The organism is Rhizobium sp. 0TCS1.26 (assembly GCF_050455525.1).
Lineage (GTDB): Bacteria > Pseudomonadota > Alphaproteobacteria > Rhizobiales > Rhizobiaceae > Neorhizobium.
This window is the reverse complement of record NZ_JBCIYV010000001.1, coordinates 82,365-95,742: the sequence shown is the minus strand read 5'-3', so window position 1 is coordinate 95,742 and position 13,378 is coordinate 82,365. Positions and strand designations below refer to the sequence as shown.

General features: G+C 65.0%; 15 protein-coding genes and 1 riboswitch. Of the genes, 7 read left to right on the top strand and 8 right to left on the bottom strand.

Features of this window, described 5'->3' with window-relative positions:
• Window positions 1–5 precede the first annotated feature (5 nt).
• From fghA to AAIH46_RS00495, 3 genes are all read left to right on the top strand, one after another.
• Window positions 6–839: an S-formylglutathione hydrolase gene (gene fghA, locus AAIH46_RS00505; protein ID WP_430303539.1), complete on the top strand. Its 834-nt coding sequence runs from the start codon at window positions 6–8 to the stop codon at window positions 837–839.
• A 157-nt stretch (window positions 840–996) separates the two neighbouring features.
• Window positions 997–1,311 carry a quaternary ammonium compound efflux SMR transporter SugE gene (gene sugE / locus AAIH46_RS00500; RefSeq protein WP_430303538.1) on the top strand — a complete coding sequence of 105 codons (315 nt, stop codon included), beginning with the start codon at window positions 997–999 and terminating at the stop codon, window positions 1,309–1,311.
• A gap of 78 nt (window positions 1,312–1,389) precedes the next feature.
• On the top strand, window positions 1,390–2,409 hold the full coding sequence (locus AAIH46_RS00495; protein ID WP_430303537.1) for a hypothetical protein: 1,020 nt from the start codon (window positions 1,390–1,392) through the stop codon (window positions 2,407–2,409).
• A 55-nt stretch (window positions 2,410–2,464) separates the two neighbouring features.
• Here AAIH46_RS00495 and AAIH46_RS00490 read toward each other — a convergent pair whose 3' ends face one another.
• The 6 genes from AAIH46_RS00490 to crcB all read right to left on the bottom strand — a co-directional run bounded on the left by AAIH46_RS00490 (window position 2,465) and on the right by crcB (window position 6,496).
• Window positions 2,465–2,857 carry a DoxX family protein gene (locus AAIH46_RS00490; RefSeq protein WP_430303536.1) on the bottom strand — a complete coding sequence of 131 codons (393 nt, stop codon included), beginning with the start codon at window positions 2,855–2,857 and terminating at the stop codon, window positions 2,465–2,467.
• A 183-nt stretch (window positions 2,858–3,040) separates the two neighbouring features.
• Complete coding sequence (locus AAIH46_RS00485; RefSeq protein WP_430303535.1) at window positions 3,041–3,481, bottom strand: hypothetical protein; 441 nt, start codon at window positions 3,479–3,481, stop codon at window positions 3,041–3,043.
• Between the two features lie 101 nt (window positions 3,482–3,582).
• On the bottom strand, window positions 3,583–4,371 hold the full coding sequence (locus tag AAIH46_RS00480) for an ATP12 family chaperone protein (RefSeq protein ID WP_430303534.1): 789 nt from the start codon (window positions 4,369–4,371) through the stop codon (window positions 3,583–3,585).
• 11 nt (window positions 4,372–4,382) lie between these two features.
• Window positions 4,383–5,036: an HAD-IA family hydrolase gene (locus AAIH46_RS00475; protein WP_430303533.1), complete on the bottom strand. Its 654-nt coding sequence runs from the start codon at window positions 5,034–5,036 to the stop codon at window positions 4,383–4,385.
• Between the two features lies 1 nt (window position 5,037).
• A complete protein-coding gene (locus tag AAIH46_RS00470) occupies window positions 5,038–6,024 on the bottom strand; it encodes an RluA family pseudouridine synthase (RefSeq protein ID WP_430303532.1) in 987 nt (328 codons plus the stop codon).
• A 94-nt stretch (window positions 6,025–6,118) separates the two neighbouring features.
• Complete coding sequence (crcB, locus tag AAIH46_RS00465; protein WP_430303530.1) at window positions 6,119–6,496, bottom strand: fluoride efflux transporter CrcB; 378 nt, start codon at window positions 6,494–6,496, stop codon at window positions 6,119–6,121.
• A gap of 114 nt (window positions 6,497–6,610) precedes the next feature.
• On the opposite strand from crcB, the gene AAIH46_RS00460 reads away from it, so the two are divergent.
• Window positions 6,611–6,886 (top strand): hypothetical protein, encoded by a 276-nt coding sequence (locus AAIH46_RS00460; RefSeq protein WP_430303529.1) that lies wholly within the window; start codon window positions 6,611–6,613, stop codon window positions 6,884–6,886.
• 55 nt (window positions 6,887–6,941) lie between these two features.
• Here the strand turns inward: AAIH46_RS00460 and AAIH46_RS00455 are convergent, their stop codons facing one another.
• Together AAIH46_RS00455 and AAIH46_RS00450 are read right to left on the bottom strand one after the other, a co-directional pair.
• Complete coding sequence (locus tag AAIH46_RS00455) at window positions 6,942–7,997, bottom strand: copper chaperone PCu(A)C (RefSeq protein ID WP_430304948.1); 1,056 nt, start codon at window positions 7,995–7,997, stop codon at window positions 6,942–6,944.
• 81 nt (window positions 7,998–8,078) lie between these two features.
• Window positions 8,079–8,447 carry a hypothetical protein gene (locus tag AAIH46_RS00450; protein ID WP_430303528.1) on the bottom strand — a complete coding sequence of 123 codons (369 nt, stop codon included), beginning with the start codon at window positions 8,445–8,447 and terminating at the stop codon, window positions 8,079–8,081.
• Window positions 8,448–8,605: 158 nt separating this feature from the next.
• Window positions 8,606–8,693: riboswitch (glycine riboswitch) on the top strand.
• Between the two features lie 157 nt (window positions 8,694–8,850).
• Here AAIH46_RS00450 and gcvT point away from each other — a divergent pair.
• The 3 genes from gcvT to gcvP all read left to right on the top strand — a co-directional run bounded on the left by gcvT (window position 8,851) and on the right by gcvP (window position 13,290).
• Window positions 8,851–9,987 (top strand): glycine cleavage system aminomethyltransferase GcvT, encoded by a 1,137-nt coding sequence (gene gcvT, locus AAIH46_RS00445; protein WP_430303527.1) that lies wholly within the window; start codon window positions 8,851–8,853, stop codon window positions 9,985–9,987.
• Between the two features lie 76 nt (window positions 9,988–10,063).
• Complete coding sequence (gene gcvH, locus AAIH46_RS00440) at window positions 10,064–10,426, top strand: glycine cleavage system protein GcvH (RefSeq protein ID WP_430303526.1); 363 nt, start codon at window positions 10,064–10,066, stop codon at window positions 10,424–10,426.
• Entirely contained in the window at window positions 10,426–13,290 is a 2,865-nt protein-coding gene (gene gcvP / locus AAIH46_RS00435; protein ID WP_430303525.1) for an aminomethyl-transferring glycine dehydrogenase, read from the top strand. Before gcvH ends, gcvP begins: the two co-directional genes overlap by 1 nt.
• Window positions 13,291–13,378: the final 88 nt, after the last annotated feature.

Here is a 13,378-nt window from a genome sequence, read left to right as displayed (position 1 = left end):
TATCCATGAAAGTCCTGTCCCAGAACACCGCCTTCGGCGGCATGCAAGGCGTCTTCCAGCATATGTCGGAAGCCTGCCGCTGCGAGATGACCTTTGCCGTCTTCGTGCCGCCGCAGGCGATCGCCGAGCCGCGACCGGTCCTGTGGTTCCTCTCCGGCCTCACCTGCACCCACGCCAATGTCATGGAAAAGGGCGAGTACCGTCGGCTGGCAGCCGAGCTCGGTCTGATCATCGTCTGCCCGGATACCAGCCCGCGCGGCAACGACGTGGCAGACGAGGTGACCAACTGGCAGATGGGCAAGGGCGCCGGCTTCTATCTCGACGCGACGCAGGCGCCGTGGGCGGAACACTACCAGATGTACACCTACATCACCGAGGAACTGCCGGCGCTGATCGCCGAACAGTTCCGGGTCGACATGGGGCGTCAGGGGATCTTCGGCCACTCGATGGGCGGCCACGGGGCGATGACGATCGCGCTGAAGAACCCCGACCGCTTCAGGAGCTGCTCGGCGTTCGCGCCGATCGTCGAGCCCTCGACCGCCGACTGGTCTGCGCCGGCGCTCGAAAAATATCTGGGGGCCGACCCGGCGTCCTGGCGCGCCTACGACGCCAGCGCCCTCGTGCGGGACGGGGCACGCTTCCCGGAATTCCTCATCGACCAGGGCAAGGCCGACAGCTTTCTCGACAGCGGTCTTCGGCCCTGGCTGTTCGAAGAGGCGATCGACGGCACCGGCATCGGCCTGACCCTGCGGATGCACGACCGCTACGACCACTCCTACTATTTCATCTCAACCTTCATGGACGATCATCTGCGCTGGCATGCGGAAAGGCTCCTCTAGCCCGATCGACAACAATCGAATTTCGGCGGTTGCCGGCCTTGAAGCCGGCAGCCGATGTCCCACATCAATCCCACGCGGACGACCGCGTGCACCGGCCGAACCCGGTGCCATGAACCCGCGGGGACGGCCTCGCTTCTTATCATCAAGGAGCGACTTCATGCCCTGGTTCTATCTTCTTCTCGCCGGCATCCTCGAATGCGGCTGGGCAATCGGCCTCAAATATACCGTCGGCTTCACACGGCTCGTGCCGTCGGTGCTCACCATCACCTGCATGATCGCCAGCATCGGTCTGCTCGGGCTTGCGATCCGCGATCTGCCGGTCGGCACCGCCTACGCAATCTGGACGGGGATCGGCACGGTCGGCACCGTGGCGCTGGGCATCGCGCTGTTCGGCGATCCGGCAAGTCTTGCACGGCTGGCCTGCATCGGCCTCATCCTCGCCGGCATCGCCGGGCTGAAGTTGACGAGCTGAGGCGAGATCTCTGGACACTGCCCGCCATGCGCGTATCATCTCGCCCGAAGGTGGCGAGTGGCGGTTGGGGGACGCGCGATGGCACGCAAACATCTGATCCTGGTCCATGGGCGGTCTATCAAGCCAGCGCGCGAGGCGCTGATCACCCTCAGCCACCAGGCGCTCGCCAGCGGCCTGAGGCGGGCGGGACGGCAAGACCGTGCTCCGGCCCTCTCCGATGGCCGCATAAAGGTGTCGTTTGCCTATTACGGCGACATCAACAACCGCATCCTGTCGAAAGCCGACGCGGGCACTCGGAAGAAGCTGACCGCGAAGGATCCGGCCTTCGGCAACGCCGCCTGCTTCCCGTCCGCTCCGCTGGAGGATGCCTTCGCCCTGACCGAGCACGCCTATCCACGCTTCGATGCCGCAACCTACAAGAAGGTGCTGCAGCAATCGGACGACTGGAAGCTGCTCGACGAGGCAGCGGACGCCGTGAGCCTGTTCGGCGCTCTGCTGACCGGCGGACTGCTCAACACCTGGCTTATCAATCAGGCGACCGCGGATCTCGGCGCCTATCTCACCTCGCACAGTATCGGCTCCGAGATCAGGGCGCGGCTCAGCGAAACGCTCGAGGCGGCCTTGTCGGACGGTGACGACATCTGCCTGCTCACCCACAGCATGGGCTGCATGGTGGCCTACGACATCCTTTGGAAATACGCGCACATGAACGAGTATGCGGCCTTGCGCAACCGCGGCAACCGCGTCGCGCTGTGGCTGACGATCGGCAATCCGCTGGGAGAGACGGGCGTACGGCGCAACCTGCTCGACGGCCGCTATTCGGAGGATGACAAATATCCCACAGGCCAGATCGACACCTGGGCCAATTTCTACGCGCAGGACGATTACGTCGCGCATATCGAACGGATCGCGCCGATCTACCGGACGATGCCGAAGCCCGGCGCTCCATCGAGCATCACGGACACCAAGATCTACAACTGCTGGGTCTACCAGGACGTCAAGAATGGCCGACAGACGTCCAATCCGCACGACCTCTATGGGTACCTGATGAACCAGAAGGTCGCCGGCCGGCTGGCTGACTGGATCGCCGCGCCATGAAAAAAGCTCCCATGCCGGCAGGCACGGGAGCTTTCAAACACGCATGCTCGGCTGATCAGGCCTTGCTGCGATTGTCCACCGACCAGGCGCCCGGACCGGAAAAGACCAAGTAGAGGAAGATGAAGCAGTAGAGGATGGACAGCTCGCCGCCGTTGAGGCTCGGGTAGAAGCCCTTCGACGCATGCGCCATGAAGTAGGCGACCGCCATCTGGCCGCTGAGCAGGAAGGCAACCGGGCGGGTGAAGAGCCCGACGGCGATCAGCAGGCCGCCGATGACTTCCATGAGTGCTGCGACCAGCAGCAGCGGCGGCAGCGGACCTTCCATCTGCGCCGCCGGGAAGGCGAACAGCTTCATGGTGCCGTGTTCGATGAACAGCAGCGCGGTAATGATCCGCAGGACGGCAAGCGCCTGCGGCTGGTAGGCATTGAGACGTGCAGACAACGACATGACCTCTCCTGTGTGATGTTCCACGCCCGACGGTTATCGCTGCACCGCAATAATAGGGAGTCACGTAAACTCGCGGCTCATCACAACGGGTTGATCGCGCAGCACCGCGTCACTTCAACGCAGATTTTCTTAGGCACACGATGTCCGGGCACGGGTACGTACGCCCGCCGGGCGCGCGATCTCTTACGGGAAGAGCGCTGTCGCCAGCGTCGCCGGGCCGGCCTCCTGAAGCCGGAATTCGCTGGCAACCCGCTGGGCGATCCGTTCGGCAAGCCGTGCCTGCGCATGCCGTCCGTCGAGCGCGAAGGTGGAGATGGTGAAGCCGCCGGCGGCGATCTTCTCACCATTGCCGACGGCGGTCGCTTCGACCGTCACTTTCGCGCGAAAGCGTCCGCCGACCACCAGCGGCAGATGGCCGGTCTCGACGATGCGGATGGTGAGGATGGCGCGCGGCAGTGCGGTCTTGCGGAACGTTGCGCGGATCGACCGGTCGACGAGCCGGTCGGTTTCGCCCACCAGGATGCGGGAGATCGCCGGAGGTCCGGTCACGAAAGCTCCGCGCACATCATAGAGCAGCGGATCGCTGCCGCCCTCCGTCGTGTGCAGCCGGAAGCTGCTCAGCATCAGCCAGGCGAGGCAGACAAGGACTAATCGGGCCGAAGACGCGCGCATGGACCACCGGGAACAATTCTCCCGGATGATCCGAAAACAGGGTTAGAATCCGGTTAAGCAGTGACCCGAACGGATTGAAAGGCAGCGACCGCCGCCTGCAGTTCGACCAGCCGCTTGTCCCGACGTGCGGCCGCATCCGCATCGATGCCCCAGTGCTCGTTCGTCCAGTCCTCATCGAGATGGGCGAGCCGCCAGGTTTCGTCGGCATCGATGAAGTCTTCGGCGAAGGCGATGGCGAGCAGCGCCGAGCCGCTCAACGTCGTCACCGTGTGCAGTGCTGCAAGCTCGATCGGCGTGTCGTAGCGGCGAAGTGCCTCCGCCAGAGCATCGATCGCCTCGCGCGGCTGATCCTGCGGCATCACACCCTCTACGAGAATGAACCGGGCACCGAGCGCCTCGGCAGCCCAGTTGAGAATCGGATCCCAGGCTTGGGCCTGCCGCTCAACCAGTTCGGTCGGGCTGTCGGCACGGTAGCAGAGCATATCGCTGCCGGAGAATTTTAGGATGTCGTCGAACACCGCCTGGCGATCATTGGCGATGCCGTCGATTGCGGTGTTGACGAGACGGGTGATCGGCATGGTCGCCGGATCGATGAATTCGCCCTGGGCTGCCCACTCGTCGCGGATGAGCTGTGCCAGAGCATCGGTCGGCACTTGCAGCGCCTGCTTGGCGGGGGTCTTTACCGGTCGACCGTCTAGCTGGATGGCATAGCCGTCGGTGCCCGCAGCCACGCCGACATCCGTGTAGAAACGCTTCGGCAGCGGCTTGTGCATCTGGATCTGCGCCCGGCGGGTCGGATCCGGATGGCTCAGCTCCTGCGGCGGGTCGAACAACTCTCTCATTGGGAATTTCCTCAGCCGAGGTGGCTCAAAAGCTCACGCGGATGGTCGATGATGTGGTCGGCGCCGGCAGCCAGAAGGCCCGCGACGGAGGCATAGCCCCAGGAGACGCCGATGGCGGTTGCCCCGGCTGCCTTGGCCATCTGCATATCGTAAATGGCATCGCCGATGACAAGGGTATCGGCCGGCGCGATGCCGGTGGCGTCGCAGCACTCGTTGACCATCGCCGGATGCGGTTTCGAGGGACAGTCGTCGGCAGTCCGCGAAACGACGAAATGCGGTCCGAAGCCGTGCGTGTCGAGCGCGAAGTTCAGCCCCCGGCGGGACTTTCCGGTGACGCCGCCGACGAGCATGTCAGGGCGGCCGAAGAGCTCGTCGAGGACCTCGCGGATGCCGGGAAACAACGGCTCGCGAAAGTCGAGGTCGGTGCGCACCGTCGAAAACAGCGACTTGTAATAGGCCATCATCTCGCCGGCCTCGTCGTCCACATGCGGCTTTCCGTCCAGCCGCGAAATGGCGATGTCGAGCGTCAGCCCGATGATCGACTTGGTGTCGTCGAGCGTCGGCTCCGCCTTGCCGTAGTGGCGGAAGGTGCGCCGCATGGTCTCGTGGATGAGTTCGGCGCTGTCGATCAGCGTTCCGTCGAAATCGAAGAGGACCAGTTTCATGTCAGTCCTCCTGCTTGCCGTCCGTCTGGTCGAAGCCGAGCAGGTTCCAGCTCTGCACCATGTGCGGCGGAAGCGGCGCCGTCACCCGCAACCGGCCGCCGGTCGGATGCGGAATGTCGATGTGGCGGGCATGCAGATGCAGCCGCTTCTGGATGCCGCCGGGAAAGTCCCAGTTGGGCGCGTCGATGAAATATTTCGGATCGCCGATGATCGGATGACCGATCGACAGGGCATGCACGCGCAGCTGGTGGGTGCGGCCGGTATATGGCTCCATCTCCAGCCAGGAGAGGCTCTGGGCGGCCGTATCGATCACCCGGTAATAGGAGATCGCGTGATCGGCGCCGTCCTCGCCGTGCCTGGCGATCCGCATCCGGTCGCCATCGGGCGTCTGTTCCTTGACCAGCCAGCTGGACAGCTTGTCCTCGTGCTTGCGCGGAACGCCGCGGACGAGCGCCCAATAGGTCTTCTTGGTGTCGCGCTCGCGGAAGGCGGCGGTCAGCTTCTGCGCCGCGCCGCGGGTTCTGGCGATCACCAGCACGCCGGACGTATCGCGGTCCAGCCGGTGAACGAGCCGCGGCCGTTCGCCTTTCGGGCTGATGAACGCGTCGAGCATCTGGTCGATGTGGCGGGCGACGCCCGAACCGCCCTGGACGGCAAGGCCGGCCGGCTTGTTCAGCACGATCACCTTGTCGTCCTCGTGCAGCACCATGCGCGACAGCAGCTGGAAGTCGCTCGAATGCTTCAGTTCCTTGCCGACGATCGGACCGGTCTTCTTGGCGTCGACATCCAGCGGCGGCACGCGCACCACCTGCCCTGGCTGCACCCGGGCATCGGATTTCACCCGCCCGCCATCGACGCGCACCTGACCGGAGCGCAGCAGCTTCTGCAGCGGGCCGAAGCCGAGGCCTGGATAATGCACCTTGAACCAGCGGTCGAGGCGCATGCCAGCTTCGTCCGCCTCGACGCTGATATGTTCGATGCCTGCCATCTCAATTCTTTCGTTGTGAACGGGCCTCAGCCCTTTTCCCCAGCCTTTAGATGATTTCGGCGGCGAAGGGAAAGCCGAAATCGGCGGTGTCGCCTCAGAGAACGGCGCGGCCGATGGCGAGCCCAGCAAAGGTGGCGACGAGCGACAGGCCGACACTTGCAATCACGTAGGCCACCGCCGCCGGCATCTGGCCCCGTTCGACGAGGGCAACCGTGTCCAGCGAGAAGGACGAGAAGGTGGTGAAGCCGCCGAGCACACCGACGACGATCAGCAGGCGCATCTCTGCCGATGCGTTCAGCCGGGTGGCGACGAGTTCGGTCAGGAAACCGATGGCCAGCGAACCGACGAGATTGACGGTCAGCGTTCCCCACGGAAACGCGGGTCCAAGCAGACGCGTCATCAGCAGCCCGGTGAGATAGCGGCAGACGGAGCCGAAAGCGCCGCCGGCAGCCACGAGCAGAACATTGACCATGACATCGCTCCGTCGGAGGAAAAAGGACGCGATCGCTTAAAAGCCACCAAATTCCTTAACAGAAGCCGAATGCCCCTCGCCTAGCCTCAACCGTTTAAGGCGATGGAGCGCGGCATGACACAAGTAGTTTCTGTTTCGGCGACCACCGCCGCCTATGCCATGGATGCCGCCAAACCCGCCCGCCGCGTGGCGACCGTCGACCGCGTCAAGGACGCTCGGGTCGAAGCCGAGCGAAACGAGACCCGCAGGGCCGGCACGGAAAGCGATGCGGCAGCGGGCCTCATCCCCGCCGTGACGCTGGCGCTCGACCTGACGGCCGGCGGACTGGGCGGCCAGCAGCAGCGGCACACCAGCCTGCGGCACGCCGAGAACGCCTACAAGGAAATCTGAGCGCTCGGGGTCCTGCTCCGATCCCGCAGCGCTTCTCGCTGGCCGACCTCTGTCGTCACTTCTTCCTGCGCGCGCCGGGCGCGGCCGATTCCACCGGCAATGCCAGCTCGATCCGTCCCGCCCTCTCGAAGCTCAAGGTCACCGGTACCGTCTCGCCCATCTTGAACGGCTGCCCCACCTGCATGAACATCAGGTGCAGGCCGCCGGGCTTCAGTTCGACCGTCTGGCCAGCGGGAACGACGATTCCCTTGTCGAGCTTGCGCATCGTCATCACGTCGCCGTTCATCGCCATCTCGTGCATCTCCACCACCCCGGCACGCCCCGAGGTGACCGACAGAAGGCGGTCGTCCGAGGATCCGGCATTGGCGATCGTCAGGTAGCCGCCGCCGACCGGCTGTCCGGGGAGCATGGCCTTGAGGTAGGCGTCCGACACGGTCAGCGAGGCTTGCGTCGCAGTCGCAGCGGCACCCGCCTCGGGCTCACTGGCCGCGGCCGTCTCCGCCCCGGCTGTTTCCATTGCGCCCATGTCCATGCCCGCATGCATTCCGGCGTGATCGTGGTGCTGTGCGGAGGGCTCGACGCCATCGGCCACGACGTTGACCACCGGCGCCGGGTTCTTCATCGTATGCGGATCGGTGCCGGACGCCGCCACCTGATCCCAGGCCTCGGTCTGCGAGCCGCAGAGCTGCGTGGTCGCAAAGGCGAGGCTGTTGCCGCTTGCGACGCCGGCGATCCGCCCCTGGATGACAAAGGTGTCGTAGTTGTCGTCCGGCAGGTCGCCGCCCTTCCAGCGGATCTCGCGCGCGCCGGAAGTCATCGGTGTGCCGTGATGGTCGAAGGGCTCGGCGTAGTCGCCCTTGATGATCTCCAGCGTCCAGCCGGCCTTGGGCTGCGGCTTGGCGGCGTAGAAGCCCTCCGGCAGCTTGATCCGCAGTTCGTTGGTTGGCTTGCCGTCACACCCATGCGGCACCTGCAATTGCAGCACCACGGTGGCGTCCGGCTTTGCCGTCGCGGTGACGAAGCTCACATGCGCCTGCGCCTCCGTGGCGACGCCGATCGTTGCGAGCGAAAGGGTGGCAAGGCAGGCGCCAAGCCGGGAGCGCGTGGTCATTGTCATCATGTCTGAAAATCCTCATGCGGCGAGACCCTAGTCTCCAGCCGCGTCAATTTGTCGGAAGGTCTTCGAGCCCGTTCAAGCGGTGGACGGCGGGGCCCGAGAGCGCGGCATCGGGATCGACAGCCAGCTCAGCCTGATGTCGACGTGAAAAAGCGGGTTGGCCAGTACGCCGCGGTCGCCCGGACGCCAGCGATCATCGTCGGGTGGCGGCAGGAGCAGCGAGGCCGACAGCAGGCAGAACTCGCAAAAGGTGGGCAAGGCGTGCGCCGGCTGGTCCGCGTGTTCGCCACAGCGTTCGGCGAACGAGCCGTCCGGCAGGCGATACTCCTCGCCCAGCACCATGGTGGGGCGCGCCGGTGCGTGATGGGCCAGGCCAAGCGACAGGAAAACCGTGGCGCAAACGATGCGCAGCACGTTCACCCATGCCTGGTGTCTTGCGACCATTCACGCTCTCCTTCAGCTCCCGCATAGCGCAATTCGGATGCGACCGCAAAAGCCCTGTTGTCGCGGCAAGACCCGCCGTTTCGCAAGGCGCGCGCCTCCTCCCACAGAATTACCGGAACTTGCCTCTTGCCAAGCAGGGGGTCTCGCCCATAATGAGCGCAACCCCGCTGGGAGAAACCGCTTCGATGCGGCGCCGAAGGAGCAACCGCCCCGGAAACTCTCAGGCAAAAGGACCAGCGGGATTCTAGGAACTCTGGAGAGAAGCCCTCATCTTGCGACGGGGGCTCGCCGAAGGGATAACAATCTCAGGCGCGAAGGACAGAGGGGGCTCACGAAACGGCGCGTTAGAGCGCCAGATACTGAGCCCATGCGGCATTGGCCCGCACATGCCCTGGAGGCGTTTTTGACCGATACCGGCCCTCTGCTTCACACTCCGCTCCACGCCCTTCATCTGTCGCTCGGTGCCCGCATGGTGCCGTTTGCCGGCTACGACATGCCGGTGCAATATCCGGCCGGCGTGATGAAGGAACACCTGCAGACCCGCGCCAAGGCCGGGCTGTTCGACGTCTCCCATATGGGACAGGTTATCATCCGCGCCGCCTCCGGCAGCTATGAGGATGCCGCCCGGGCGCTCGAAACCCTGGTGCCGGTCGATATCCTCGGTTTGAAGCCGGGCCGGCAGCGCTACGGCTTCTTCACCGATGCCAATGGCGGCATCCTCGACGACCTGATGATCACCAACCGCGGCGATCACCTGCTGGTCGTCGTCAATGCTTCCTGCAAGGACGCAGACCTCGCCCACATGAAGGCGCATCTGTCGGACTGCTCCGTCGAACTGCTCGACGACCGGGCGCTGATCGCCCTCCAGGGGCCGGCGGCCGAGGCGGTGCTTGCCGCTCTCAATCCCGACGTCACGGCAATGAAGTTCATGGACGTGCGCGACGTGACACTCGCCGGCGCTGCCTGCATCGTCTCGCGTTCGGGCTATTCGGGCGAGGACGGCTTCGAGATCTCCGTTCCCGCCGACACGGCAGAGGACCTGGCGCGCGCGCTGCTGGCGCACGAGGATTGCGACGCCATCGGGCTCGGCGCCCGCGATTCGCTGCGGCTGGAAGCCGGGCTCTGCCTCTACGGCAACGACATCGACACGACGACCTCGCCGATCGAGGCCTCGCTCGAATGGGCGATCCAGAAGGTGCGCCGAACCGGCGGCGACCGCGCCGGCGGCTTTCCGGGCGCCACCCGCGTCCTTGAGGAACTCGCAAACGGGACCGCGCGTCGCCGGGTGGGGCTGAAGCCGGAGGGCAAGGCTCCGGTGCGCTCTCATGCAAAGCTGTTTGCCGATGCGCAAGGTCAGGAGCCGATCGGCGAAGTCACGTCCGGCACCTTTGGACCGTCCGTCGAGGGACCGGTCGCCATGGGCTACGTGCCGAGCGCGCTTGCAGCGGCGGGTACCACGGTCTTCGCCGAAGTGCGCGGCAAGTATCTGCCGGTGGTGGTCTCCGCCCTGCCCTTCATCACGCCGACCTATAAGCGCTAACGCAATCAACGGGCGCAGTCCGCTTCCGCGTCCCACGTCCGATAACCGACAAGTCCCTTCCAGAGAGGATCTTTCCATGCTGAAATTCACCGCTGAACACGAATGGCTGAAGCTCGACGGCGACGTCGCCACCGTCGGCATCACCCAGCACGCTGCCGATCAGCTCGGCGACCTGGTGTTCGTCGAGCTTCCCGAGATCGGCGCGACCTTCGACAAGAACGGCGAAGCCGCGACCGTTGAAAGCGTCAAGGCGGCGTCCGACGTCTATTGTCCGCTGGCCGGCGAGATCGTCGAGATCAACGATGCGATCACCGCCGACCCGTCGCTGGTCAGCTCCGACCCGCAGGGCAAGGGCTGGTTCTTCAAGCTGAAGCTGTCGAACGTTGCCGATGCCGACGCACTTCTGGACGAGGCTGCCTACAAGGAGCTGATCGCCTGATGTCAGATACCCGCGACTTCCATTTCACCGATTACCAGCCCTACGATTTTGCCAATCGCCGGCATATAGGCCCCTCGCCGTCGGAAATGACGGAGATGCTGAAGGTGGTCGGCTATCCCTCGCTCGATGCGCTGATCGATGCGACCGTGCCGTCGACCATCCGCCAGCGCGAGCCGCTGGCATGGGGTGCGGCGCTCACCGAACGCGAGGCGCTCGACCGCCTGCGCGAGACCGCCAACAAGAACCAGCCGCTCACCTCGCTGATCGGTCAGGGCTATTACGGCACCATCACGCCGCCGGTCATCCAGCGCAACATTCTCGAAAACCCCGCCTGGTACACGGCCTATACGCCGTACCAGCCGGAAATCAGCCAGGGCCGCCTGGAAGCGCTGCTGAACTTCCAGACAATGATCTGCGACCTGACCGGCCTCGACGTCGCCAACGCCTCGCTGCTTGACGAGGCGACCGCTGCGGCCGAAGCCATGGCGCTCTGCCAGCGCCAGGCGAAATCCAAGGCCAATGCTTTCTTCGTCGACGCGGCCTGCCATCCGCAGACGATCGCGCTGATCGAGACCCGCGCCGCGCCGCTCGGCTGGCAGGTCATCATCGGCGACCCGATGACGGATCTTGATCCGGTCGACGTGTTCGGCGCCATCTTCCAGTATCCCGGCACGCATGGCCACGCGCATGACTTCACCGGCCTGATCGCCCGCCTGCACCAGACCGGTGCCGTGGCTGCCGTCGCCGCCGATCTCCTGGCCTTGACGCTCCTGAAGTCGCCCGGAGAAATGGGCGCCGATATCGCCATCGGCTCGTCCCAGCGGTTCGGCGTGCCGATGGGCTATGGCGGGCCGCACGCGGCGTTCATGTCGGTCAAGGACGCCCACAAGCGCTCCATGCCCGGCCGCCTGGTCGGCGTCTCGGTCGATGCGCGCGGCAACCGCGCCTATCGCCTCAGCCTGCAGACCCGCGAGCAGCACATTCGCCGCGAGAAGGCGACGTCGAACATCTGCACCGCCCAGGTGCTGCTCGCCGTCATGGCCTCCATGTACGGCGTGTTTCACGGTCCGGAAGGCCTGAAGGCAATCGCCCAGCAGGTGCACAAGAAGGCCGTGCTGATGGCCAAGGGGCTCGAAAAGCTCGGCTACACCATCGACCAGGACAGCTTCTTCGACACCATCACGGTTGAAGTGGGTCACATGCAGGGCCTGATCCTGCGCGCCGCCGTGGCGGAAGGCGTCAACCTGCGCAAGGTCGGCACGACGAAGATCGGCATGTCGCTCGACGAGCGTGCCCGGCCGGTGACGCTTGAAGCCGTCTGGCGCGCCTTCGGCGGCAGCTTTGCCGTTTCTGACTTCGATGCCGACTACCGGCTGCCGGCGGATCTGCTGCGCACCTCGCCCTACATGACGCATCCGATCTTCCACATGAACCGTGCCGAAAGCGAGATGACCCGCTACATCCGCCGGCTTTCGGACCGGGATCTGGCGCTCGACCGGGCGATGATCCCGCTCGGCTCGTGCACCATGAAGCTCAATGCGACGGCGGAAATGCTGCCGATCACCTGGCCTGAATTTTCCGACATGCATCCCTTCTGCCCGCCCGAACAGGCGCTCGGCTACAAGGAGATGATCGACGACCTGTCGGCGAAGCTCTGCCAGATCACCGGCTACGACGCCGTGTCGATGCAGCCGAACTCCGGCGCGCAGGGCGAATATGCGGGCCTCCTGACCATCCGCAACTACCACATCGCCCAGGGCAACGCGCATCGCGACGTCTGCCTCATCCCGACCTCCGCGCACGGCACCAATCCGGCCTCGGCGCAGATGGTCGGCATGAAGGTGGTTCCGGTGAAGGCGCGCGAAAATGGCGACGTCGATCTCGACGATTTCCGCGCCAAGGCCGAACAGCATTCCGCAAGCCTCGCGGCCTGCATGATCACCTATCCGTCGACGCATGGCGTGTTCGAGGAGACGGTGAGCGAGATCTGCGAGATCACCCATGAGCACGGTGGCCAGGTCTATCTGGACGGCGCCAACATGAATGCCATGGTCGGCCTGTCGCGGCCTGGCGACATCGGCTCCGACGTCAGCCACCTCAACCTGCACAAGACCTTCTGCATTCCGCATGGCGGCGGTGGTCCCGGCATGGGCCCGATCGGCGTCAAGTCGCATCTGGCGCCCTATCTTCCGGGGCATCCGGAAGAGGACGGACGCGAGGGCGCGGTGTCGGCGGCTCCCTTCGGCTCCCCGTCGATCCTGCCGATCTCCTGGTCCTACTGCCTGATGATGGGCGGCGAAGGCCTGACGCAGGCGACCAAGGTGGCGATCCTCAATGCCAACTACATCGCCGCCCGGCTCACCGGCGCCTACGACGTCCTCTACAAGTCGGCGGCGGGTCGCGTGGCGCATGAGTGCATCATCGACACACGGCCGCTGGCAGCCTCTGCCGGCGTTACGGTCGACGATGTCGCCAAGCGGCTGATCGACTGCGGCTTCCATGCCCCGACGATGAGCTGGCCGGTTGCCGGAACGCTGATGATCGAGCCGACCGAATCGGAAACCAAGGCCGAGATCGACCGGTTCTGCGATGCGATGCTGGCCATCCGCGCCGAGGCAAGGCTGATCGAGGAGGGCAAGATGGACCGGGACAACAACCCGCTCAAGCACGCCCCGCACACGGTGGAAGACCTCGTCGGCGAGTGGAACCGTCCCTACTCCCGCGAACAGGCCTGCTTCCCGCCCGGATCGCTTCGGGTGGACAAGTACTGGTCGCCGGTCAACCGCATCGACAATGTGTTCGGCGACCGCAACCTCATCTGCACCTGCCCGCCGATGGAAGCCTACGCGGAAGCTGCCGAGTAAGCGCAGGCCTAGCCCAAAGGCCATTGCAACAATCATTCCCGGCCGGTGGCCGGGAATTTTTTTGCCCGCCCCTCGCCGGTTCTCGTTC